This window comes from Ruegeria sp. HKCCD6157 (assembly GCF_013110685.1).
GTDB lineage: Bacteria > Pseudomonadota > Alphaproteobacteria > Rhodobacterales > Rhodobacteraceae > Ruegeria.
Genome location: NZ_WVRB01000001.1, coordinates 1,719,718 through 1,744,267, shown reverse-complemented (window position 1 = coordinate 1,744,267; position 24,550 = coordinate 1,719,718). Strand labels below are relative to the sequence as shown.

Below are 24,550 nucleotides of genomic sequence, written 5' to 3'. Positions count from 1 at the left end.
CGCCTAGTTCAGGCTGGCCCGGGTCGGGGTTTTTTCAAGCAGATCGCCCCAATCGGTGCGATAGGCCATTTCCGCCAGCACGGTTTCAGGCAGGAATTCCTGGTTTTGGCGGATCTGCCATCCGCCGCCCAGACCCTTGTAAACGGCAACAAGATTGCTGGACACCTGCTGCCGCGCTTCGATCAGGTTTGCCTGCGACCGCAAAAGCGCGGTCTGCGTGTTCAAAATGCGAGAATAGCTGGCGATTCCGTCCCTGTACTGGCTGACGGCGATATCTGCGGCCTTGCGCGAAGCTTCGACGCTTTTCTGATAGAACCCAACCTGTTTTCGCGCTTGCGCATAGGCGACCATCGCGCTTTCCACCTCGGAATACGCGGTCAGAACGGTATTCTGATAATTGGCAATCAGCGCTTGGTATGCCGCATCTTGCGCGCGGACATTGTTTTTGATGCGGCCATAGTTGAGCACGTTCCAGACCACGCCGGCACTGGCCAGACCGGTGGTGCTGTTGCCGCTGAACAGATCGCGCCCGCCCGATGCCTGCAAACCGATTGCGCCCGACAGCACGAACTGAGGATACAGGTCAGCCATCGCGATACCCACCTGCGCCGATTGAGTCGCAGCGGCCAATTCCGCCGCGCGGACATCCGGGCGGCGGCGCAGCAATTCTGCCGGCACCCCAACGGCCACATTTGTTCGCGCTGACGGGATACGGCCGGAATTCCCCAGCAGGTTGGTCATCCGGGACGGTGTGGCCCCCAGCAGCACGGCCAGCGCATTCTTGGTCTGTTGCAGGTCGCTTTCCAACTCGGGCACCAAGGCCTTGGTATTGTTGAGCAGCGCAGTGGACTCCTGAACGTCCAGTTCGGTCGTGACCCCGTTGTTGAACCGCAGCTGGGTCAGGTCCGCCGATTCCTGCTGCAATTTGATGTTTTCCCGGGCGACCGCCAACGATTCCTGCAACGCGCGGATATTGACGTAGAGCGCGGCCACGTCGCCGGTCAGTGTCACCAATGCGTCATCATAGTTTGCGACCTGCAAAGCCAGATTCGACCGCGCCGCCTGCACGCCGCGCCGTTGTGCGCCCCAGACATCCAGCTCCCATTGGGCGTCGAACCCAACCTGAGACGTCGAGAATTCGGTATCCAGGGGGATGATCCGGTTGATATCGGCAACTGGCCCAAGATTGTCGCTGATTTGCCGCCGCTGCAAAGACGCGCCTATGGCCTGGGATTGCGGGTACAATTCGCCGAAAGCGATCCCCAACTGTGCCCGCGCTTGAAGCACCCGCGCTCCCGCGACCTGAAGCGTCAGGTTCTGGGCATAAGCTTCGGCAATCAGACGGTTGAGGGTTGGGTCATTGAATGTTTCCCACCATTTGACCACGGGTGCGCTGCGCGATGTCAGGCCGCTTTGGCCGACGCTGGGGCTGTTTACCTCGATCCATTGCTTGACGACCGGAGAGTTCGGGCGCACGAAATCGGGCCCCACGGGCGTGCAGGCCGCGAAGGTGGCGGCGCAAAGTGCAGTTCCCATCAACCGGCGGAGTGTCATGGCGCGCATCCTCAGATATCCAGCGGTCGAATGAAGTTGGCGAAGGAATAGAGACGGATGTTGATGCGTCTCAGGAACTCAAAGCTTTTGCCCATGCCGGTGTAGATCGCCACGGCGGCGTGGCCGCCAGCCGGGAAAGTGTGCCCTTCCGGGATATCGACGGTGATCTGCACGGCAATTCGACCGGGCAGTTTCGGCAGTTCAAAGCCGGGCAGGCGGCCTGAAGGGATCAGTTGCCCTTGGCGCGTGGCCCACCAGATCGCCTCGACCTTGCCCGTCAGGATTTCGCCCGGGTAAAGATCCAGCGCCACTTCGACCTCTTGCCCCGGTTCCACGAATTTAAGGTTCTGCTGGCGAAAGGTCGCAAGGATATAGGGGCTGTCTTCGGTCACGAAACTGGCTATCGCGCCCAGTCGAACATCGCCGACGACCAGCCCGGGGCGGGCTTGTTGCGATACGATCATGCCGTTTTCAGGCGCGTAGATTGTTGTGTTTTCAAGAAAATACTCAGCTTCGGCCAACTGCGCCCTTGCCTGGAGAATACCCGTGTTAACCCCGTCTATCTGGGACTCCACGGCCAGTTGCGCCTTTTCCAGATTTGCTTCGGCCTGTTTGACGGCAGCAAGGTCTTCGGTCACCTGCTCGTTCCAGCGGTCCAGTTCGTCTTGCCGCGCTCCACCGGCGGGCACAAGAGTTTCATACCGGGCTTGCTGAGTCTGCGCATAAGCCAACTGCGCGTTTGCGCGTTCAACAGCTTCGGTCGACGCGATCACATCCTGTTCCAGAATCTTGGAATTCTGTTCAGCGGCGACCAATTGCGCTTGCGCATTGTCTACCGCCAGTGAAAATACGGTGTCATCAAAGCGGTAGAGCGGATCACCCTTGGTGACCGGTGTGTTCGGTTCCACAAGAACTTCGGTCAGGATCGTCGGCTGTGTCAGTTTGGGAATGATCTGTATGGTCGAACGCACCACGTGACTGTCGGCCGAGAAGGGCTGAAAGAACCGCAACGCGACCAGGAAAATCAGCAACAGGTGCGCGCCAACCCAAAAGGATACGATGCCCCAGGCGATGTTGAATTTCAGCAGTTCCAGCTTGAAGAAAATAAGCCAGACGAAAATGATGTAAAATAACGTGATGCCAAGGGCGACGAACATGTTTTGTGACTTCCTTTGGCCTTAGCTTTGCTGCGGATCGTCTGTGTCCAGACGACCTTGATATTCAGGCCGGACATCACCACCCAGACGTTTGATTTCATCACGAATGGCGTCTTTTTCCTCGTCAGGGCCACGGCGAATGTCGACCGTAACGCCATCATGGAACGCCCACATGAAGGCATGGACCCAGGGCACCACGGCCAGAAATCCCATCCAGCCCATTATCTTTACGGCCTCGGCATGGGGATGGTTGCGCTTGATGGCAATCCGACCCGGAAGACCCATGAGAAAGAGAAACAGTGCCATCACCGCCGCCAGAAGCAGGATCAATGCCACGAAAGTCAGATAGTCATAATAGCCAAGCGGTTGTCCCAGTAATCCCATGCTCGCGCCTCCTTTTGGGGAAGGTTACGGTATCTTCAGTTGCCGGCGTCCAATTCGTCAATCAACTTGTAGCTTGTCGGCGGGTCGGCGCAGATACCCGGCCCGCATTCCAGCAAGGTTGAACCCGCGTTCAGCACCGCCAAAGCCAGCATGACGAAAAACGCGATCTTGGCCAGAGCATTTCCGCCGAACCTTGGTTCCTGACCAGAAGGGTCCGCGTATTGGCGATCAAACAACAGCATGATCGACGTGCCCAGCAACACAAGGAAAAAGGCGATCCCGGCCCAGGTATAGTAGTGCAGGCCCAAAACAGGAGAGCCGTAGTGCCCGGTGCCGGGTACGATATGCAGAAGTATTTGGCGGATCGATACAGTGCCGCCATACAAGGCCGCAATCAGCACGATGGCATAGTGTTGCGGCCGTGGACCGTAGAGCAGGTTCAAACCAAGCCCTACGCCGACGGCAACGAACCCAACACGTTGCAGCAGGCAAAGCGGGCAGGGCAGCTCATAGAGGACAAGCTGATAGAAAAACGCCAGGGCCAGTACAAGGCAGACGGCAAGCATACCGATCGCGTTGAGGGTGCGGGACAGTTCAGGTGTCATGGCAAGCCCCTCAGAGTTGAATTGTCAGCGGCGTCGTGGCGTGGAATTTCAGCCAGTAGATACACATGGCCAGTGTGACGAAAAACAAGGCGTTGCCAGCTTTGGTCAACTTGAAATAGTTCAGCCCCATCGTGGCGATAAACAACGAAAACAAAAGCGCAATCATGGCCCGGTCCTCCCCTCCCGTGCACAAATTCTTGTACGTGGGATAGTGTCAGGCCAAGTTCGATCTGGCAAGCCGCGCAACTCGCCCGGACGTTGTTATTTGCCCGCCTCTAGTCGCAGATGATGACATCTGTCTGCCACTCGCGACAGTGCTCTGGCAGCTTGCCGGGCAGGGGCAGGTCGCTATAGACCGTGTCAAGCTCGGCAATTGATCCTATCCGCGCCGGGGCCGAGCGTTGAAACTTCGAATGATCGGCAACCAGAAAAGTTCGGCGCGCCTTCTCGATGATGGCCTGGCTGACCTGAACCTCCTGAAAGTCGAAGTCCAAAAGATCGCCATCCGTGTCCAGCGCCGAACATCCTATGACGGCGATGTCGAATTTGAACTGCCGGATGGCCGATACGGTCAGATTGCCGATCAGCCCCCCGTCTGTCCGACGCAAAACGCCGCCGGCCATGATGATTTCGCAGTCCGGGTTTTCGACAAGAATGTTTGCAACGTTCATGTTGTTGGTCACCACCAGCAGGTTCTTGTGGTTCAGCAACTGCCTTGCCACGGCCTCGGTCGAGGTTCCGATGTTCATGAAAATTGATGCGCCATCCGGGATATCAGCCGCGCAGGTCTGAGCGATGCGGGTCTTGGCGTCCGCGTTCAGCGCGCGGCGGTCCTCGTATCCGATATTCGAAACACCCGAGCGTAGAACCGCGCCCCCGTGAACCCGATCCAGCTTGCCCGCGTCTGCAAGCTCGGTCAGGTCGCGCCGGATCGTCTGAACGGTGACGCCAAAGCGTTCAGCCAGCCCCTCGACGGTAACGCGCCCTTCGGTGCTTGCGATTTCCAGAATGTCGGATTGGCGAAAAGACAAGGACATGGGCAGTTCCGGTGTAAAGGATTGATTTTCGTTTTTGTTCTTTTTGTCGATTTTGGCAAGCCAACTTGCTTGAAAATCATACCAGTGTTGCAAAAGGAAAATAAACGAACATAAACATTGACGAAGCGAAAGTCATTCTGGCTAATGCCCGCAACCGTGTCAGGCAGGGAATCAATGGATATGCAGTCAACGGACAACCAGATCACAGACCTTTTCATCATCGGCGGCGGGATCAATGGCTGTGGAATAGCGCGGGACGCCGCCGGGCGGGGTCTTTCGGTGACCCTGGCCGAGATGAACGATCTCGCTTCTGCGACGTCCTCTGCCTCGACCAAGTTGTTTCACGGCGGATTGCGGTATCTTGAGTATTTTGAAATTCGCCTGGTGCGTGAGGCCCTGATCGAGCGTGAAACCCTGCTGCGCGCGATGCCACATATCAGTTGGCCCATGCGTTTTGTGCTGCCCTACCACAAGGATATGCGGTTTGATTCCGAAACGCCGACCTCGCGGTTGCTCAGCACGGTCATGCCGTGGATGCGCGGGCGGCGCCCGGCCTGGCTGATCCGGTTGGGCCTGTTCATGTATGACAATCTGGGCGGGCGCAAAATCCTGCCGGGCACGACGTCATTGAACCTGCGGTCAGCGCCCGAGGGGGCCCCGTTGCAGGACAAGTTCGAAACCGCTTATGAGTATTCCGACTGCTGGATCGAAGACTCGCGATTGGTGGTTTTGAATGCGCGTGACGCCGAGTCGCGCGGCGCGCAGATCATGGTCCGAACCGAGGTGACCTCGGCCGAGCGGGTCGGCGATCTTTGGGAAGTGTCCGTTCGGGATCGGAACAGCGGTGAGACCCGTTTGGTCCGGGCCAAAATGCTGATCAATGCGGGTGGGCCCTGGGTGGGCGACATCATTCAATCCAAGATCCGCGTGAACTCTCGCGAGGGCGTGCGGCTTGTGCGAGGCAGTCATATCGTGACGCCCAGGCTTTACGATCACGATAAATGCTACTTTTTCCAGGGCGAAGATGGCCGCATCATTTTCGCCATACCATACGAGCAGGATTTTACCTTGATTGGGACAACGGATCAGGATCATCCGGACCCGTCGACCAAACCGGTCTGCACCGAGGCCGAGCAGGATTACCTGTGCGCCTTCGCATCAAAGTACTTCAAAAAAAGCATTACGCGTGACGATGTCGTATGGACCTATTCCGGCGTGCGGCCTCTTTATGATGACGGCGCAAGCAGTGCCACTGCTGCAACGCGGGATTACACGTTGAAAGTCGATGCGCAGGGCGGGGCGCCTGTTTTGAATGTGTTCGGCGGCAAGATCACGACCTATCGCAGGCTTGCAGAAAGCGCGCTTGAGAAGGTCGGTGAGTTTTTTCCGAACCTGCCCGGCCCCTGGACCGCTGGTGTCGCACTGCCGGGGGGGGATTTTCCGGTGGATGCCGTCGAATCCCTGAAAGGCGATCTTTTGGCGGCCTATCCCTTTTTGACCCAAAGCTGGGCTGCCCGCCTGATCAGAGCTTACGGGACCGAAGCAAGGGATGTTTTGGGTGATGCAAAACAGGTATCCGATCTGGGAGAGGACTTTGGTACAACCCTGACAGCGCAAGAGGTCGCGTGGCTGATGGACAAGGAATATGCCCGTTCAGCCGAAGATGTGGTTTGGCGCCGCAACAAGCTGGGCTTGCGGCTGAGTGCCGAGCAGATTGCGCGGATCGATCAATGGATGTCCGAACGGTCCGCGGATAAGGGGTAGCCTGAAAACGCCTCGAGGCTGTCAGCGTATCTGCAAAAAAGCCCCATCAGTTCAGATGGGGCTTTCGGTGTTCAGGCGGCTTTTTCCGTTGGGTCGGGGTCGCTCTTGCTGCGCTTCAACCATTCCCGCATGCCTTGCATCAGGGCATAGAGCACGGGCACCACGATCACACCAACCAGCGTTGCAGCCAGCATCCCGCCGAATACAGCGACACCAATCGCCTTCTGGCTGGCGGCACCGGCTCCGTTCGCGGCCAGCAGGGGGACAACGCCAAGCAGGAAGGACAGCGCAGTCATCATCACAGCGCGAAAACGCTGATACGCAGCCTCTGCGGCGGCCTCTTTGATGGAAAGCCCCTTGGCGCGTTGCTCCATGGCGAACTCGACGATCAGAATACCGTTCTTCGAGGCCAGCCCGACAAGCATGATCATACCGATCTGCGTATAGAGGTTGATGTCACTGCCCACGATGGCCACCGCCGCCACGGCCCCAAACAAGGCTACGACAACGGAAAGCAGGATTGAAACAGGTAAGGTCCAACTTTCGTACTGGCCCACCAGGAACAAGTAACCGAACAGTATGGCAAGCCCGAGGATGATGATCACCAGACTGCCCGAAGCCAGCTGTTGCTGCGCTGTCCCCGTCCATTCGAACGCATAGCCCGGGGGCAGGGCGGTTGCGGATTCTTCGGTCATCACGCTGATTGCATCGCCGCTGGACAAGCCGGGTGCAGGGACCGCCGTCACCGTGGCCGACCGGAACAGGTTGTGGCGCTTCAGCAGGACCGGACCCAGCACGTTTTCAACGTCGATCAGTGTCCCCAGCGGCACCATGTCTCCGTTTTGAGAACGGACATAGAGGTTCGCGATATCTTCGACATTGTCCCGATAGGTCCCATCGGCCTGAATCATCACGCGATAGACACGGCCGAACAGGTTGAAGTCATTGACATAGTAAGATCCCAGCTGCGCCTGCATGGTCTGAAAAATCTCGGCGACCGAGACATTCAGCGTTTTGGCTTTTTCGCGGTCCAGATCAACGAACAGCTGCGGGACGTTGGCGCGGAAGGTCGTGTAGGCCTGCCCGATCTCGGGCCTCTGATTGGCCGAATACACGAACGAACCCACGGCCGAGGCCAGATCCTGCGGAGTGCCACCGCCGGTTTGCTGAACTTCCATCTCGACACCGGCGGACATACCAAGGCCTTGGATGGGCGGTGGGTTGAAAGCAAGGACCGAAGCCGCTGATTCACCGTTCGCGATCGCCAGCACTTTGGCCAGAATGGCGTCCGCGCTCAGATCCTCTTCCTGCCGTTCGCTCCAGTTTTCGAGGTTGACGAAAATCGCAGCGCCGTTGGTGATCGTGCCGTTCAGCATCGAAAAGCCGTTGACCAGAACCGTGCTCGCGACGCCCGGGATTTCACTTATCTGTTCGTCAAGACGTGCGGTCACCGCCTCGGTCCGTTCCAATGTTGCGGCATCAGGCAACTGTACATCAACGAACAGATACCCGTTGTCTTCAAGCGGAATGAATCCGGCTGAGGTGTTGGACATGATTGTCCCGGTTCCCATGCCAAGCCCAACCACGATGGCCAGCGCAATGGCCGGAAAAACCAACAGCTTTCGTACAATGGCGACATAGCCGTTGCGTACGGTGCCGATGAAGTTTTCGAACATCGCAAGCACCCCTTTGGGAGGGCCGGACCGGGGACGAAGAACCAAGCCGCACAGGGCAGGCGAAAGGGTCAGTGCGTTGATGGACGAGATTACGACAGCGGTCGAAATCGTAATGGCAAATTGGGAATACAGCCGCCCCGAGATGCCGGGCATGAACGTGACCGGCACGAACACCGCCAGTAGAACCAATGTGGTCGCGATGACCGGACCCGTGATCTGGCCCATGGCTTTGCGGGTCGCTTCAGCAGGGGGCAACCCTTCATCCGCAATGATGCGCTCCACGTTCTCGACCACGACGATGGCGTCATCCACCACGATACCGATGGCCAGCACCAAGGCGAACAGCGATATGGTGTTCAGCGACATCCCGAACGCCAGCAGGAAGGCAAAAGTACCGATCAGGGATACCGGGATTGCCACCGCTGGAATGATCGTTGCGCGCCAACTACCCAGGAACACGAACACGACCGAAATAACCAGAATGAAGGTCAGGATCAGGGTCGAGACCACGTCGTTCAAAGACGCTTCGACAAAGTCGGTCGTGTTGAAGGGGACATCATATTCGACATCCGTCGGAAAGGCGCGGGACAGCCGCGCCAATTCCGCCTGCACACGTTCCGAAACCGCCAATGCGTTTGCACCGGGGGCCTGATAGATGCCGATGACCGTGGCTGGAACCGCCTGAAAATAGCCCGAAGCCGCATAATATTCCGCGCCAAGCTCTACCCGGGCAATGTCTTTGACGCGGACGATGGCACCGGCGTCACCTGTTCGGATGACAATGTCACCGAATTCCTCTGCGGATGTCAGGCGGCCTTTGGATTTGATCGTGTATTGAAACGTCTGCCCTTCGGGAACGGGTGGCGCACCGATCGAACCGGCGGACACTTCGATATTCTGTTCCCGGATCGCATTGATGACATCCCCCGGTGTGATGGACAGCGCCGCCATCTTGTCCGGGTCCATCCAGATCCGCATGGCGTATTCAAGGTTGGTCAGAACATCGGCCTTGCCGACGCCCTGCACCCGCGCCAGCGCATCGCGCAGATTGATCGAGGCATAGTTCGACAGGAACACACTGTCATAGGTCCCGTTGGGTGAAGTCAGAGTGACCAGCATCAGCATGTTGGTCGAAGATTTCTGTGTCACCACGCCAGACGAAGTCACTTCGGCTGGCAGCGATGACATGGCCTGCGCCACCCGGTTTTGAACGTTGACCGATGCGATGTCGGGATCGGTGCCGACCTCAAAGGTCACATCCAGCGAATAGGACCCGTTGTCCGATGATCTGGACGTCATGTAGATCATGTCGTCCACACCGTTGACCTGCGCCTCGATCGGCGCGGCAACGGTGTTTTCAACGGTCTCGGCGTTTGCGCCGGTATAGGTGGTCGAGACATTGACCACGGGCGGGGTGATATCGGGAAACTGCGCGACCGGCAGCACAAGGTATCCGATACCGCCCATGATGGTCAGCACCAGCGAAATGACGAGCGCCAGCTTGGGCCGGCTGATGAACAGGGCTGAGAACATCTGTTACTCTCCCGGTTGCTCAGAGGCGACGACTGCGTCAACAGCGACGCCGGGGCGAACCCGTTGCAGGCCCTCGACAATGACGCTTTCTCCTTCGCGCAGCCCGTCCAGCACGATAATCGCGGTTCCGACCGTGTCACCGGTGGTTATGTAGCGCTGTTCAACCATCTGCTTGTCGTTGACGACCAGGACAAACTCACCCCGCTGATCGCGCTGCAAGGCGGCTTGAGGCACCAATACCTGCAAGGTCGGTTCCAGCGCTTCGATCTGCACATTCACAAAGGCGCCATCCAGAATCAGCCGGTCCGCATTGTCGAACTGCGCGCGAATGGTAATTGCGCCGGTCAATGGGTCGATACGGTTGTCAACGAATACAATTCTGCCGACTTCATCCATCTTGGTGCCGTTGGGCAGGATGACGTGCACGTTCGGGCTTTGCGGGCTTTCCGCCAGCGATGCCGAGTTTTCACCATAAGTCTGCAAGACTGAGGTGAAGAGCTTTTCGTTCAACGAGAAATTCACATATATGGGCGTCTCGCTGACGATATTGACCAGAGGAGGGTTGTTTGGGCCGACCACATCTCCGACGCTGGTCGTGATCCTGCCGATACGGCCGTCGAACGGCGCATGTATCTGCGTGTAGCTCAGGTCAAGCTCGGCCTGCTGGATCGCAGCATTGGCCGCCTTCACCTCTGCCTCGGCGACCAGTTCGTTGGCGCGGGCAATGTCGCGTTCTGACTCTGGTGTCGCGTCGCGTTTGTAAAGTTCTTCTTTGCGCGCCAGATCGACCTTTGCCAGTTCAAGATTTGCTTCGGCCCGGTTCAGATCGGCCTTTCGGGCCTCAAGCGTCGCCTCGTACAGGTCGGGTTCGATGGTGAACAACAGGTCGCCTTCTTTGACGGTCGCCCCATCCTCGACCTCGCGGCTGTTGAGAAACCCGTTCACCCGCGCCACGATATCGACCTTGTTGATTGCCTCGGCGCGTCCGATGAACGTGGCTTCGTCGGTGATTTCCTCGGTATAGGCCGCCGCTATGGAAACCTTTGGCGGTGCCCCTTCTTCCTGCGCGGTCGCCGGATGCGCCAAACCCAAGGACATCAGCATGAATGCGGCGGCCAAATGCCTGCTGATCTTATTGGGTGAAAGGAATGCTGGGGACATGGCGAAAGCCTCGTTCGATGCAGAAACAAAAGATACCGACCCAGTCGCCACGGCGACGCGAGTCGGAGGAACCTGATCTCAGGATGACTTTTTTGCGCCGATATCTCAAGCGTGATGAGTCCCGCGCCGGTCAGGGCAGAGGTCAAAAGTTCAAGCACTTATGCTGGCTTAGGCCCTGACGCGGCCGCAGGGCCCAAGCAAAAGGGGCCCGAAACGGGCCCCCCGGAGTCCATTGTGCCGGACCGATCAGTCGCGGGTTCCCGCGAACCTGTCCTGCCATTCTTCGCGCTGTTCATCCGTTATCTTGGCGAACAGAACGTCTGGCACGGTAAAATCGTGACCGGACGGCAAGGCGTTCAGCGCGGTGGCAATATCATCGGGCCAGCTGGTATCCAGCGTATTCATCGCGCTCAGCATGCGGGCCGAGGTGTCGGGGATGAACGGCGCGCTGAGAACGGCGTAAAGCCGGATCAGGTTCAGACCAAGACGTACCTGCGCGGCGGCCTGCTCGGGGTCTTCCTTGAACGTGGACCACGGAGCCGCGGCCTGTAGATATTCATTTCCTGCGACCCAGATTGCCCGCAGCTCCTGCGCGGATTTGCGAACCTCCATCGCTTCCATATGGCCTTCATAGGCGCGGACGCGTTTGGTGAGCTCTTCGATCAAGGCCTGCTCGCGGGGTCCGAACTGTCCACCTTCGGGCACGGTCTCACCAAATTTCGAGCGGCAGAATTTGGTGATCCGGCTGACAAAGTTGCCCAGAACGTCTGCAAGGTCCTTGTTCACCGATTGCTGGAAGTTCTCCCAGGTGAATTCGCTGTCGCTGCTTTCGGGCGCGTGGCTCAGCAGCCACCAGCGCCAGTAATCGGCAGGCAGAATGTCCAGCGCCTGATCCATGAACACGCCACGGCCCTGGCTGGTCGAAAACTGGCCGCCGTCATAATTCAGATAGTTGAACGACTTGATGTAATCCACCAGCTTCCAGCGTTCGGGTGATCCGGTCTCTTCATTATGGGCGTTGGTGCCCAGGATGGTGGCCGGGAAGGACAGCGTATGGAACGGCACGTTGTCCTTGCCCATGAACTGGACATAGCGCACGTCGTCCGCGCCCTTGTCGGTGCGCCACCAGCGTTCCCAATCCGCATCGGTCCTGCCGTTGGCATCGGCCCATTCCTTGGCGCAGGCGATGTATTCAATGGGGGCGTCGAACCAGACGTAAAAGACCTTGCCTTCCATCCCCGGCCAATCCTGATCGCCTTTTTTTACCGGTACACCCCAGTCCAGATCGCGGGTAATGCCACGGTCCTGCAAGCCGTCGCCGTCATGCAGCCACTTCTTGGCAATCGAAGTGGTCAGGACCGGCCAGTCCGTCTTGCTGTCGATCCACGCATCCAGTTTGTCCTTCATCGCGGATTGACGCAGATACAGGTGCTTGGTTTCGCGCACTTCCAGGTCGGTCGATCCGGAAATGGCCGAGCGCGGCTCGATCAGGTCCGTCGGATCCAACTGCTTGGTGCAGTTTTCGCACTGGTCGCCGCGCGCGCGATCATAGCCGCAATTGGGGCAGGTGCCTTCGATATAGCGGTCAGGCAGAAAGCGACCATCGGCGTTGGAATACACCTGTTTCTCGCTGACTTCGCGGATCAGGCCCGCGTCATCCAGCTTGCCCGCAAAATGCTGGGTCAGGCGCTTGTTCTGCTCGCTGGACGAACGGCCGAAGTGATCGAAGCTGAGGCCAAACCGGTTGGCGATATCAGCCTGAATCGCATACATGTCGGCGCAATACTCCGCCACCGGTTTGCCGGCCTTGGCGGCGGCCAGCTCGGCGGGTGTGCCGTGTTCATCCGTGGCGCACAGGAACATGACCTCGTTCCCCCGGCCACGCTGGTAACGCGCGTACAAATCAGCCGGCAATTGCGAGCCGATCAGATTGCCGAGGTGTTTGATCCCGTTGATATAGGGGATCGCCGAAGTGATGAGAATCCGAGCCATGATCCGTTTCCGCGTAACTGTCTGCGCGCCCGTCTACATGATGTGATCGCCCAGCAAAAGCCCGGCATTGACCTGCTTGTCGATTTAGACCTCGAAGGGAAGGAAAATCGTGCTGCCGCAACGATCTGGATCGCGTTCCGGGGACATGTCCAAAGCTTTTGGGGCAAGCAGAGGGACTCCAACGCCTTGAATCCGTGTCGCAGTGCCCCGTCCTTGTTCCATACCGAACCGACCGAAAAGGCCAGGGTGATAACAAAAGACATTCAAAGAACAGCGGGGGTGCCCAGTTTTTCACTCTTCCCGCGACCGTTTCAGAAGGCGACCAATCGTGAATGAAGTGCGCGGGGCGTAAACATAATTCGTGCGCTCCTCGGGGGTGGGGCGTGACCGCATCCGCGCCAGACCAAACACGATCAGGAAGACATGCCCGAACGCCACGAAGGCAAACAGGGCACCGGGGCCAAATTGCTGGATCAGGTTAGAGGTTATGTAGGGCGATGCAATTGCCCCCAAGGCAAACCAGAACATCAGGGCAGCCGAGAGTTCCACCCGTTCCTCGGCCGTGGCAAAGTCGTTTGCGTGGGCGGATGAGACCGAGAAGATCGGGAAGGTTGTCAGGCCGAAGAACACGGCCGCCGACATGACCCCGATCGTTCCGGTGCCGCTGGCTGCCATGGTGACGCCGCAGCTGAGTACCGCGGCAGCCGACAGCCAGATCAGAACCCAGCGCCGGTCATATTTGTCAGCCAGCCAACCGACGGGGTATTGAGCAAGCGCACCACCCAATACGAAAGAGGCCAGGAAGAATGCAATCTGATCGACGCCCAGTCCGACCTCTTGCCCGTAAACCGGACCCACCATTCGGAACGAGGCCGAACTGAGCGCGGCCACGATCACGCCTGCCACGGCTAAGGGTGAGCTGTGCCAAGCCAGCCCGGGTTTCAGTCGGGGCGCGTCAGGTGTTTTGGGTTGGCTTGCTTTGGTCAGCGTCAGCGGCAGCAGTGACGCACAGCAAAGGATCGCCAGCAGGTTGTACGACACGTAAGAGGCCGGGGGCAGAACGGCGATAATCAACTGGGCGCACAAGGACGCGCCCATATCCGCGATCCGGTACGTTCCCATTGCACGCCCTCGGGTTTCATTGGTGACCTTCGCGTTCAGCCAGGCCTCGATCACCGTGTACGCGCCTGCCACGCAGGTGCCCGAGGCCACACGCAGGGCGGCCCAGATATATGGGTTTTCGGTCAGCGTATGTCCGATGAGGCCCATCGCGCCCAACGCGGTGCAAACTGCAAATGCGCGCGAATGACCAACATTGCCCATCAGACGTGGTGCCCACCAGCAGCCGATGAAAAACCCCAAAAAGTGCGAAGACCCCAAAAGACCGATCTGTTCGGTCGTGAAATCCAGCGTGATGCCGGAAATGGCATCGAGTGGCCCGACGCCTCCTGTGGAAAGCTGAAGCAGAATGACCGAAAGAAACAGGGCGGCAAATGAAATGATCGTGCGCATGGTGGTCTCAGATTGGCAGGGTCGCCGCACAATGCGCGCATCAATTCGACTTTAGCGAGTCGTTTTTTTGCCGTTCGGCGATCAGGTCGCGCGGATGATCTCGGCGCGGATGTCCAGGCCGACAGTGTCGTCAACCAGGTCAGGATAGCCCGAAGCTCCGAAGTCGTGCCGGTTCAGGGCGCCCTTCAAGCCAATGGTCAGGCGGCTCAGATCGTTCACTGCACTTCCTGCCTGCCGGTACAGATTGGCCTCCAACGTGATCGGGCGGGTCACGCCGCGGACCGTCAGATTACCCGTGATCCGTGCGCCATCTGATATTCGCCCTTCCGCGCCTAGCTGTATGTCCGTTGACACAAACCGGATCGTTGGGTGCTGCTTCGCGTCCAAAACGCTGGGGCTGAGCATGGGCATACGGGCAAAGGGAAGCCGCGTTCTGGCTTTGCTGACGTCCAGTGTCACCGTGACCTGGCTGTTCTCTAGCCGACCTGTGTCAATCTGAACATCGGCGGTCCGGATCGGCATCGTCCTTGACTGTGTCACCCCCGCAAGATCAAACGTGAACCCGACCCGGGTGCCTTCATCCGACAGGATGTATGGCCGCAATGCGGCTTGTGCCGCCTGGGTCAGGGGCAGGGTTGCAAGCCCGGCTAGCAGGTTGCGACGGGTCAGAAGGATCATGCCATGACGCTTTCCCGTGTGGGGCGGGATCTTCTGAGCAGCATCAGAACGATCGCAATGTTCAGACCATTCCAAAAGATGCCATTCACGAACGCCAGTTGGTAGCTTCCGGTGAGGTCGTAGATCCATCCTGACATCCAGCCACCGAGTGCCATGCCAAGAATGGTCATCATCATGACGAACCCGACCCGCGCACCAGCTTCTTGCGGCGGCATGTATTCGCGGACAATCAACGCATAGCTGGGCACGATGCCGCCCTGTGCCAGACCAAAGAGCAGGCTGATGGCATAAAGCGACACCATTCCATCGTAGGGCAGGAACAGGAACAGGGCGATACATTGCAGGAGCGAACCGATCAAAAGCGTCAGGACCCCGCCAAGCCGATCTGCCAACAAACCCGAGATGATCCGGCTGACAACACCACCCAATAACATCAGTGACAGCATCTCGGCCCCGACCGCGGGCCCATATCCCAGCCCGACGCAATAGGAAACGATATGAACCTGTGGCATCGACATGGCGACGCAACAACCGATCCCGGCCAGGCCCAGAATATATTGCAGCGCGCGCGGTGACACACCGACACTTCGTGCATTGATTTGGGCGGATGCTGCGGCGGTGCTGTGTGCCTCGACCGGAACCCTGCGGCGTAGCAGCAGCGACAGGGGAATGACGACGACAAGCGTCAGCACGGCGAGCGTCAGATAGACCTGTTGCCATCCATCCCGCGCCAGAATTCCGGACAGCATGGTGGGCCAGATGGCGCCGGACAGGTAATTCCCACTGGCGACCAACGCGACGGCAATGCCGCGCCGTTTCATGAACCAATGTGAGATATCTGCGATCAGCGGGCCAAACCCAATCGATGTGCCCAGCCCCAGCAGGAGATGCGCCGCGGATAGCAACATTATGCTCGGTGCCAGCGTTGCCAGCACATAGCTCAGCGCACTCAAGACGGCTGCTCCGATCAGGGCGCTGGTGACGCCCAGCCGGTCCACCACCTGCCCCAGCCACATGTTGCCCAGGGCAAAACCGATCATCGCCAAAGTGTACGGCATCGAGGCTTCGGCACGACCGGCCCCGAATTCGGCTTCGACTGCGGGCATGACCACGATCACGGCCCACATGCCCACATTCGCCACTGTTGCAATGGCGAGCGTGATCAGAAGGCGAAGCCAGGAATAGCGGCTGTCATGGATCGGATGGCTCATGTGGTGACGCTAGGGCGCGGCCCGCGTTTTGACCAGTCACATCTTGCGTGATCCGTGTGGCTTTATGCCGGTGTGTCTTCGGTTTCGATCCGTTCCAGATGTAACCCGGCACGGGCGGCGGTCATGGTGGCCTGCCATGTGACCGGGGGCAGGGCACGGGCGCGGCGGCGTGTCAGAGCCCAGATCCGAGCCTCATCCCGATGGGTGGCCGCCATGTGCCAGCGCGTTTCAACCCCTTGCGCGCCGCCATCTCCGGGTGTCAGCAGCAAACCAAGCGGAGCCCGCCCCATCGCACCCCCCTGTTCGGCGGCCAGATGCATCCGGCGTATCGGCGTGAGCCCCGGTGCGCCGGGCAGGTCGCCGATGATCAGCGGAATGGCCCCGCTGCGCAGCGCCTCCTCCAGGCACCACAGCAGATCTTCGGCACGGGTGGGATGAACAAAAATGAACCGGGCCGGATCGGCAAAGGCCATCATCCCATCGGGGTTCAACTGGCCGGGTTCCCAGGCGGGGGAAATCCACAAGACCGGCCCCTGCGTCTGACCGGCTAGCCACATGGCAAAGCTGCGCCGGGCGGGGCCGCATGCCTCGTGCACGCGGCCCAGTTCCAGGGTGATCTGCGGATGGAGCTTTACCCCCGGCGCCTGACGCGCAGTTTTGTGGCCAAGAAGTTGAGTGGACATGCCGGAATGCTAGCATGTTCCACTTTTGTTCTCAAGTGGTCAGGGCCGTCAACGAGACAGGATCAACTTGCCATTTGCAAATTGGACGCTCGAGAAACGATGCAGATATTCCATCCCCAAAAGCGATTTATCCAGCTCGCCCTCATTGACCCAGGCCGATACGTTCTGGTCGGTAATGGGGCCTGTGGTCAGGGTGTCAAGCCGCACCGGCGCTGTGCGCACCTCGCCGTTGGCGGTCAGGGCGCGGCCGAAATAGTTCAGTTGATCGGGATCGATGCCTACACGTTCTGCGTCCCGGGCACTGAGAACGATCTGGCTGGCGCCGGTGTCGACAAGAAAGTTGATCGGCTCACCATTCACCAAAACCGGAAGGTAATAATGACCATCATAGGCACGAGGCACCTCGATCACGTTGCCGGTGACGGTCATCTGCGGGGCAGGGCCAACCGAAGACCGGATGTCTTCCCACAGGCCGATGACGGCGATGACGCCAACAAAAATGAACACCCAGGCCATCACCTGCTGCAACGTCTTGTTCAGGGACTGGCGGTTTTGCGAAACGAACCAGAACGCGACGGCCAGCCCAAGCACGACCAGATAGACCAGTTGTCCGATATCGACGCTGTCCAAAGGGTTCACCCCACTCAAGTTGCACGTCACATATATGGGGGTTTAAGACGCAAAACCAAAGGCCTTGAGGCCATCGAGAATGAACTGCACCGACAAGGCCGCAAGCAACATCCCCAGCAGCCGGGTCAACACGTTCAGCCCGGTTTTGCCCAAAACCCGCGCGACCGCGCCAGATGTCAGATACATCACGAAGACCATTGCCAGCACAACCAGCATCACACCGATGACAATAGCAAGGCCCTGAATGCCCGGCTGCTGGCCCGCAAGCAGAATCATCGTTGCAATCGATCCGGGGCCTGCAATCAGCGGGATGCCCAGGGGAAAGACGGACGGGTCCGGGTGTTCCTCTTCCTCGGCGCTGCTTTCGCGTCGCTTGGTGCGGCGTTCAAACAGCATATCCAGCGCGGTCAGGAACAGCAGGACGCCGCCTGCAACGCGGAACGCTTCCATCGAGATGCCAACAAACCCCAGAAGGGCTTCGCCAAAGGCGGCAAACAGGGCCAGGATGAAGCCCGCCGTCAGGCAGGCCCGAATGGCAATGGACCGGCGCGTGTGCCAGTCCATACCCTGTGTCAGCGCCACGAAGATCGGCGTTTGCGCGGGCGGATCAAGGACCACGAAAAGTGTTGTGAACGCGGTAATCAGAAATGCACTGTCCATTGTTATCTGCTGCTCCGTTGCAGGTCTTGCAGGATACGCAGGGCGTCCTGCGAACAACCTGATGGGACATAGACGTGATCGTGATGATACCCCGCGACCATGTTCGCGGGAATGCCGGCCCGTGCCAGCGCGCTGGAAACGGCGGCGGTCAAACCAACTCCTTCCAGCGAGGAATGAACCTGCAACGTGATGCACCGCATCGCGACGGCATCTTGCGGTGCCGCAGCGATCGGGACGACAAGAGACAGCCCTTCGGCCTCGGCGCAGCTGGCCCGCGTGCCCTGTGGCCAGGGCTTGTCTTCTGGCCATACGACAAAGGCAAATTCACCGGGCTGCAAGTCGGGATGCATACCCGCGATCATGGCGTCGGTATCCGTGATGGGCGTGCTCATGCGGTTTCTGCCTGTTCAAGCCGTTCGGCGGCCGCGACCCACAATGCCTCGGCTTTTTGCATGGCCTCGGTGACTTCGGTGAACTTGCGGTTCCAGGTTTCCAGGTCGTTGATCCTGTCGTCCTCGTACAGCGCCGGATCGGCCAGTTTGGTCGAAAGCTTGTCATGCATTTCCGTCAGCTTTTCGATCCGGTCCTCGCATTTGCGCAGATCCGCACGCAAGGCCAGTATCGTCTCGCGCGGGGGGCGTTTCGATTTGACCGCGCGGGGCTTTTCCCTGACGGGTCTGTCGCGCGCCAGCAGCAGGGACCGATAGGCTTCAAGGTCGCCGTCGAAAGGTTTGACGGTACCGTCCGAAACCAGCCAGAGCCGATCCGCGACAAGGCTCAGCAGGTGCATGTCGTGACTGACCAGAACCACCGCGCCGGAATAGGCCGTCAGCGCCTCGACCAGCGCCTCGCGGCTTTCGATGTCAAGGTGGTTGGTCGGCTCGTCAAGGATCAGCATATGGGGCGCGTCGATCGTGGCGAGCAGCAGTGAAAGCCGCGCTTTCTGTCCGCCCGACAGGCGCCCGACCTCGGTTTCCGCCTGATCCGCATTCAACCCGAACCCGGCCAGTCGCGATCGCCACTTGCCCGGTGCTTCGTCAGGGCGCAGACGGCGCAGGTGGTCCAGCGGCGTTTCGTCCACGTAAAGCTCATCCACCTGATGCTGCGCAAAGTAACCGATGCGCAGCTTGCTGCTGCGGGTCATCTTGCCCGCCATGAGGGGCAGCCGGTCCGACAGCAGCTTGGACAAGGTCGACTTGCCCTGTCCGTTCTTGCCCAACAGCGCGATACGGTCATCCTGATCGATACGCAGGTTCAGGCGGCGCAACACTTCGGTTTCGCCATAGCCGGTGACGCCGCCTTCGATCTGGATGATCGGTGGCGACAGTTCCTCGGGTTCCGGAAAGCTGAAGGCGCGCAGGGCGGCCTCTTGCGGGGTCGAGACCAGTTGGATGCGTTCGATCATCTTCAGGCGCGACTGGGCCTGAACGGCCTTCGACGCCTTGTAGCGGAACCGATCCACAAAGCTTTGCAGATGTGCGATGCGGGCCTTGGCCTTGGCGTTTTCCGATTCCGCCTGTGCCAGCCGTTCCGCACGGCGTTCCGCGAACTTATCGTAGGGCACGGCGTAATAGGTCAGCTTGCGGTCTTCCAGATGCAGGATCGACCCCACGGCGCGGTTCAGAAGGCCGCGGTCGTGGCTGATGATGATCACAGTGTGCGGATATTTGGCCAAATAGCTTTCCAGCCACAGCGCGCCTTCGAGGTCCAGATAGTTGGTCGGTTCGTCCAGCAGCAGCAGATCGGGCTGAGAAAACAGCACCGCCGCCAGCGCAACGCGCATCCGCCAGCCGCCCGAGAAATCCGAACAGGGGCGCTGCTGGTCTTCGTCGTCAAAGCCCAACCCCTTGAGGATCGAAGCTGCGCGGGCCTCGGCGGACCAGGCGTCGATATCGGCCAGACGTGTCTGAATCTCGGCGATACGTGTAGGGTCTTCGGCGCTTTCGGCCTCGGCCATCAATGCACTGCGTTCGGTGTCGGCGGCCAGGACCGTGTTGATCAGCGAGACGTCAGAAGAGGGCACCTCTTGCGCCACGCCACCGATCCGAGCGCGTTTCGGGACCGAGATATTGCCCGATTCCAAAGCCAACTCGCCCCGGATCAGGCGGAACAGCGTGGTCTTTCCGGTTCCGTTCCGACCGACAAGGCCAACCTTGTGACCATCGGGAATCGTCGCGGTTGCGCCGTCAAACAACGGGCGACCTTCAACGGCATAGGTGATGTCTTGGATCCGTAACATGGGGCGCTCTTAGCAGAGCTGTGTTGCCACCGCCAGCGGCTCGGCATGTTCAATCTTTCAGCAATGTGATAGCGCTGTGTCGTTTGCTATTCAGAACGGTTTTCACATGCGCGCGGCCCGGACACCTCCGCACTTGGTCACTCTGATTTTTGCCACGGCACTGTCGGTTTTGTCACTGAACATGTTCCTGCCGTCTTTGGCCCACATGAGTACGGATTTCGGTGTGGATTATGGCTTGGTGAACCTGTCGGTTGCCGGGTATCTGGCGGTTTCAGCCGTGTTGCAGCTGATCATGGGTCCGCTTTCCGATCGTTACGGGCGCAGACCGATACTTTTGATGTGCATCACCATCTTCGTCATCGCCTCAATCGGATGCTCTCTGGCCGAGGCCATTTGGACCTTTCTGGGCTTTCGTCTTTTGCAGGCCGCGGTGGTGGCTGGGTCGGTTCTTTCCAGCGCATCGATCAGAGATCGGTATCCGCCGAACGAGGCTGCAAGCAAACTGGGGTATGTGGCGATGGCCATGGCTTTGGCCCCAATGCTTGGCCCTATGCTGGGTGGGACGCTCGACATGCTCTTTGGCTGGCGCTCGGGGTTTGTTCTTTACACTGTGCTGGGGGCAGGGCTGCTGGTTTTGCTTTGGTTCGACATGGGCGAGACCAATACAAACCGCTCTTCAACTTTTACAGCCCAATTGCGCGAGTATCCCGATCTGTTTCGCGCCCGCCGATTCTGGGGCTATGCCTTATGCGCATCGTTTTCGATTGGTGGGTTTTACAGCTTCATCACCGGCGCGCCGTTGGTGGCTGCCGCGTGGTTTGATCTGAGCCCTGCCATGTTGGGACTTGGGATTGGTATCATAACAGGCGGGTTCATGGTCGGTAACTTCGTCACTGGTCGGATCGCGGCACGGACACGTCTGACGACAATGATCCTGATCGGCCGCGTTGTGGCTTCGACCGGGCCATTCTGCGGATTGCTTCTGTTCATCGCCGGGCTGGGGTCAGTCTGGGTATTCTTCGGTTCGGCCATCTGCGTTGGGTTCGGCAATGGATTGACCAATGCAAACGCTTCGGCAGGGGTCATGTCCGTGCGACCCAAACTGGCAGGCAGCGCGGCAGGGTTGTCCGGGGCGATGGTGGTCGGGCTTGGCGCGATCCTGACCTCGATGACGGGTGCGTTTGTCAGCCCTGAAAACGGGCCGTTTCTGGTTTTGGGCATGATGTGGGCCAGCAGTTTTGCAGGTTTGCTTGCAGTGCTTTACGTTCGGCGTCTGGACCGGGTAGACCCTTTGCCGGATACATTCTGAGCGCCAAAGCGGCAGGCAAACCATCATAACACTTTTCATGAGCGAAAGACCGTGGTACGCGGCGCGCGATGGATTTCGGCGCGGACCCGCGCCACATTGTAAGGAGAGGCCGACATGGCACTGGAACGTACATTCTCGATCATCAAACCCGACGCAACGCGTCGCAACCTGACTGGCAAGATCAACGCCAAGTTCGAAGAAGCCGGGCTGCGTATCGTTGCGCAGAAGCGCATCCACATGACCAAGGAACAAGCCGGCAAGTTCTACGAAGTACATGCCGAGCGTCCGTTCTATGACGAACTGTGCGAATTCATGTCGTCGGCTCCGGTCGTTGTTCAGGTTCTGGAAGGCGAAGGTGCCATTGCGAAGAACCGTGAAGTCATGGGTGCAACCAACCCGGCGGACGCAGCACCGGGCACCATCCGCGCGGAATTTGCTGAATCGGTTGGCGAAAACTCGGTCCATGGTTCGGATGCACCGGAAACAGCGGCTGTTGAGATCGCATATTTCTTCTCGGGCATCGAACTGGTCGGCTAAACCGGTTTTTTGCCGAAAGATCGGGCCGCTCCGCCAGGAGCGGCCTTTTTTTGTTCAGACCTGCTTTAGATCTTTGGGTTCAACCCGAACCCCGACGGCATCCAGATCGGCAACCATCCGGTTTTCCGGCGCGGCGCTGTTGCCGGCCTTGATCGCGTCGAAACGTTGTCGCAGCTTCTTTTTCTCTTCACCCTTGCAATCATTCCAGGGGCGTCCCTGAAGCCCCATCACCAAAACATAGTAGCCGATGAAATGTGCTTTGGTACCAGCCCGCAAAAGCCGGGCATAGGCTTCATCCGGTCCCAGCTGTCGCAGTTCATCAGCCGAGTGGATGCCGGCGCGCGCGCAGGCCTGCTCGAAAGCCGGGCCAAGGTTGCGGATCGAAGAAACTGGATCGCTCATGAGCCTGTCTTAATTGCACCTCTGGGGTCTGTCACCCATGTTTGCGCGTTGGCGAAACATAATGTCTTGCTGTCTTCTGGTGTTTCCGCTCTCATGAAGTCATGCTGCCTCGGCGGTCCGGGTTTCAAAAGCCAACAGATACCAAAAGCGGGTGGGTCCAGGGCCAGACAAACTGCTGACCAAGGTAAAAGCCGAATACGCTGAACGTGATGAAGGATCAGAACCGTCGAAGAAGGAACCAGCGTGCAGAAGATCGTTGAGACAAATGTCAATGAACACCTGAAAACGCCCTGGATTGGTGGATCATGACCGAACCTTCAAGTGTTCAGTGCATTCTGTCCCAATCCATTGACAAAGCGCATGTTGAAAAGCTCATTCCCGGGTTCACGATCAGGATCGGCCCATCAACGGAATCGAGATCTTTCGTGCTTTTGGATTGCCACGATCAATCGATGCGGAATTCAGGTCGTGTTCTGGTTGAGGTCGCAGAAACACTGTGGCTTTTCCAGAACGGCTGTGCGCCGCTGTCTCAACGCGGCAAGGGGCAGGGGCGGTTTGTTCAAGACCTGCCGCAGGGTCCGGTGAAAGCGGCTTTGAAGGGTTTCCCCAAACTGCGTGCGCTGATGCAGATCGGAACCGGAGAGATTCAGACGAATCCCCTCGCCATATTGGATGAGCTGGAGAAAACGCTGGTCAGGGGAACGGTTTGGTGCCTGTCTTCGCAGACGGGTCAGGCAGCAATCGTTCAGCTTCAGCGGCTGCGGGGGTATCAGAAAGAATTTCAAAAAGTGAACACCGCGTTTTCCGCCTTGTCCAGGGGCGGACCGGGTGTCGAAGCGCTTTGTGCCGGACTTTTCCCGGGCATGGCCGCCTATCGCGCCAAGCCAGAGATCAAGATGGGAAAAGCTGAGCCATCTATTCAGGTCGCGGCAGATATCATTCAAACATATCTGCAAGTTGCCCGGCAAAACGAATATGGGATGATAGCCGATATCGACACAGAGTTTCTGCATGATTACCGGGTGTCATTGCGAAAGGTCCGATCCGTGATCAGCCTGTTCAAAGGCGTGTTTTCAGACGCGCAGACAGTGCAATTGAAGCGTGTCTTTTCCGATCTCATGGCCGCCACCGGACGTTTGCGTGATCTGGATGTCTACCTTCTGGAAAAAGATAAATACTTCAGTCTGGTACCGCCCAGTCTTCACGCGGGCCTGCAAGAGATGTTCGACCTTTTCGAGAAGGAGCGCGCCAAGGAACTGTCACGCTTGTCCCGCCGGTTGCGCAGTGACGAATACAACGCCCGTATGTCCGATCTGACGGCGATGTTCAACGGAACGGATCACCTGACGCCCGGATCAAACGCGAAACGGGCAGCACATGAATACGCGTGCGCATTGATCTGGAAACGGTATCGCAAGGTTTGCAAAATCGCACGCGGTATCACCGACGAAACTCCGGACGAAACCGTGCATGACCTTCGTATCGATTGCAAGAAACTGCGCTATCTGATGGAGATTTTTGGGCCTCTGTTCGATGAAAGGAGCTTCAAGAAAATCATCAAGCCGTTGAAAAAGCTACAGGACAATCTGGGCGTGTTCAACGACTGCGCTGTTCAGCAAAAGTCCTTGTTGGCCTTTGTCGCGCAGCACAGCGACACGCGGGGCCATGTGGATGCGCGGATGGGCCTGGCCGTTGGGGGATTGATCGCGGTTCTGGATCAGCGCCAAAAGGCCGAGCGGAGCCGCGTGATTGCCAGCTTTCAGAAGTTTGACGGGCCAGATACCCGGCGCCTGTTTCGGATCTTGTTTCACCGAAAAGAGGAGTGA

At 58.7% G+C, this 24,550-nt stretch carries 22 protein-coding genes; 4 read left to right on the top strand and 18 right to left on the bottom strand.

The window, feature by feature from the left end; genetic code table 11:
- Positions 1-3: 3 nt before the first annotated feature.
- The 6 genes from GS612_RS08380 to GS612_RS08355 all read right to left on the bottom strand — a co-directional run bounded on the left by GS612_RS08380 (position 4) and on the right by GS612_RS08355 (position 4,737).
- Entirely contained in the window at positions 4-1,554 is a 1,551-nt protein-coding gene (locus GS612_RS08380; RefSeq protein WP_253283777.1) for an efflux transporter outer membrane subunit, read from the bottom strand.
- A gap of 11 nt (positions 1,555-1,565) precedes the next feature.
- Positions 1,566-2,711 carry an HlyD family secretion protein gene (locus GS612_RS08375; RefSeq protein WP_152457734.1) on the bottom strand — a complete coding sequence of 382 codons (1,146 nt, stop codon included), beginning with the start codon at positions 2,709-2,711 and terminating at the stop codon, positions 1,566-1,568.
- 21 nt (positions 2,712-2,732) lie between these two features.
- Complete coding sequence (locus tag GS612_RS08370; RefSeq protein ID WP_152457735.1) at positions 2,733-3,095, bottom strand: DUF3302 domain-containing protein; 363 nt, start codon at positions 3,093-3,095, stop codon at positions 2,733-2,735.
- 35 nt (positions 3,096-3,130) lie between these two features.
- Positions 3,131-3,700, bottom strand: a complete 570-nt coding sequence (locus GS612_RS08365; RefSeq protein WP_152457736.1) for a disulfide bond formation protein B — start codon at positions 3,698-3,700, stop codon at positions 3,131-3,133.
- Between the two features lie 10 nt (positions 3,701-3,710).
- Positions 3,711-3,866, bottom strand: coding sequence for a DUF5993 family protein (locus GS612_RS08360; protein WP_171116330.1), 156 nt, complete (start codon positions 3,864-3,866; stop codon positions 3,711-3,713).
- A gap of 109 nt (positions 3,867-3,975) precedes the next feature.
- Positions 3,976-4,737, bottom strand: coding sequence for a DeoR/GlpR family DNA-binding transcription regulator (locus GS612_RS08355; protein WP_171328697.1), 762 nt, complete (start codon positions 4,735-4,737; stop codon positions 3,976-3,978).
- A 180-nt stretch (positions 4,738-4,917) separates the two neighbouring features.
- Between GS612_RS08355 and glpD the strand changes: the two genes are divergently transcribed.
- Positions 4,918-6,501: a glycerol-3-phosphate dehydrogenase gene (gene glpD, locus GS612_RS08350; protein WP_171640004.1), complete on the top strand. Its 1,584-nt coding sequence runs from the start codon at positions 4,918-4,920 to the stop codon at positions 6,499-6,501.
- 71 nt (positions 6,502-6,572) lie between these two features.
- Here glpD and GS612_RS08345 read toward each other — a convergent pair whose 3' ends face one another.
- The 11 genes from GS612_RS08345 to GS612_RS08295 all read right to left on the bottom strand — a co-directional run bounded on the left by GS612_RS08345 (position 6,573) and on the right by GS612_RS08295 (position 20,476).
- A complete protein-coding gene (locus GS612_RS08345) occupies positions 6,573-9,710 on the bottom strand; it encodes an efflux RND transporter permease subunit (protein WP_171639649.1) in 3,138 nt (1,045 codons plus the stop codon).
- A 3-nt stretch (positions 9,711-9,713) separates the two neighbouring features.
- Positions 9,714-10,814: an efflux RND transporter periplasmic adaptor subunit gene (locus tag GS612_RS08340; protein WP_171639648.1), complete on the bottom strand. Its 1,101-nt coding sequence runs from the start codon at positions 10,812-10,814 to the stop codon at positions 9,714-9,716.
- Positions 10,815-11,117: 303 nt separating this feature from the next.
- Positions 11,118-12,863 (bottom strand): methionine--tRNA ligase, encoded by a 1,746-nt coding sequence (gene metG, locus GS612_RS08335; protein WP_171639647.1) that lies wholly within the window; start codon positions 12,861-12,863, stop codon positions 11,118-11,120.
- Between the two features lie 291 nt (positions 12,864-13,154).
- The gene (locus GS612_RS08330; RefSeq protein ID WP_171639646.1) at positions 13,155-14,375 is read right to left on the bottom strand and encodes an MFS transporter; all 1,221 of its coding nucleotides are present in this window, start codon (positions 14,373-14,375) and stop codon (positions 13,155-13,157) included.
- Between the two features lie 81 nt (positions 14,376-14,456).
- Complete coding sequence (locus GS612_RS08325) at positions 14,457-15,053, bottom strand: YceI family protein (protein WP_171639645.1); 597 nt, start codon at positions 15,051-15,053, stop codon at positions 14,457-14,459.
- Positions 15,050-16,264 (bottom strand): CynX/NimT family MFS transporter, encoded by a 1,215-nt coding sequence (locus tag GS612_RS08320; RefSeq protein WP_171231782.1) that lies wholly within the window; start codon positions 16,262-16,264, stop codon positions 15,050-15,052. Before GS612_RS08320 ends, GS612_RS08325 begins: the two co-directional genes overlap by 4 nt.
- Before the next feature lie 62 nt (positions 16,265-16,326).
- A complete protein-coding gene (locus GS612_RS08315; protein WP_171228593.1) occupies positions 16,327-16,947 on the bottom strand; it encodes an ImuA family protein in 621 nt (206 codons plus the stop codon).
- A gap of 48 nt (positions 16,948-16,995) precedes the next feature.
- Positions 16,996-17,577, bottom strand: a complete 582-nt coding sequence (locus GS612_RS08310; RefSeq protein WP_171640001.1) for a TIGR02281 family clan AA aspartic protease — start codon at positions 17,575-17,577, stop codon at positions 16,996-16,998.
- A gap of 42 nt (positions 17,578-17,619) precedes the next feature.
- Positions 17,620-18,237 carry a MarC family protein gene (locus tag GS612_RS08305; protein WP_152457746.1) on the bottom strand — a complete coding sequence of 206 codons (618 nt, stop codon included), beginning with the start codon at positions 18,235-18,237 and terminating at the stop codon, positions 17,620-17,622.
- Between the two features lie 2 nt (positions 18,238-18,239).
- The gene (locus tag GS612_RS08300; RefSeq protein ID WP_171639644.1) at positions 18,240-18,629 is read right to left on the bottom strand and encodes an ACT domain-containing protein; all 390 of its coding nucleotides are present in this window, start codon (positions 18,627-18,629) and stop codon (positions 18,240-18,242) included.
- On the bottom strand, positions 18,626-20,476 hold the full coding sequence (locus GS612_RS08295) for an ABC-F family ATP-binding cassette domain-containing protein (RefSeq protein WP_171639643.1): 1,851 nt from the start codon (positions 20,474-20,476) through the stop codon (positions 18,626-18,628). Before GS612_RS08295 ends, GS612_RS08300 begins: the two co-directional genes overlap by 4 nt.
- 106 nt (positions 20,477-20,582) lie before the next feature.
- Between GS612_RS08295 and GS612_RS08290 the strand changes: the two genes are divergently transcribed.
- Entirely contained in the window at positions 20,583-21,785 is a 1,203-nt protein-coding gene (locus GS612_RS08290; protein ID WP_171228882.1) for a multidrug effflux MFS transporter, read from the top strand.
- A 114-nt stretch (positions 21,786-21,899) separates the two neighbouring features.
- Entirely contained in the window at positions 21,900-22,322 is a 423-nt protein-coding gene (gene ndk, locus GS612_RS08285) for a nucleoside-diphosphate kinase (protein WP_068334875.1), read from the top strand.
- 54 nt (positions 22,323-22,376) lie between these two features.
- Here the strand turns inward: ndk and GS612_RS08280 are convergent, their stop codons facing one another.
- On the bottom strand, positions 22,377-22,724 hold the full coding sequence (locus GS612_RS08280) for a TfoX/Sxy family protein (RefSeq protein WP_171168488.1): 348 nt from the start codon (positions 22,722-22,724) through the stop codon (positions 22,377-22,379).
- 305 nt (positions 22,725-23,029) lie between these two features.
- Between GS612_RS08280 and GS612_RS08275 the strand changes: the two genes are divergently transcribed.
- Positions 23,030-24,550, top strand: coding sequence for a CHAD domain-containing protein (locus GS612_RS08275; protein ID WP_216603515.1), 1,521 nt, complete (start codon positions 23,030-23,032; stop codon positions 24,548-24,550).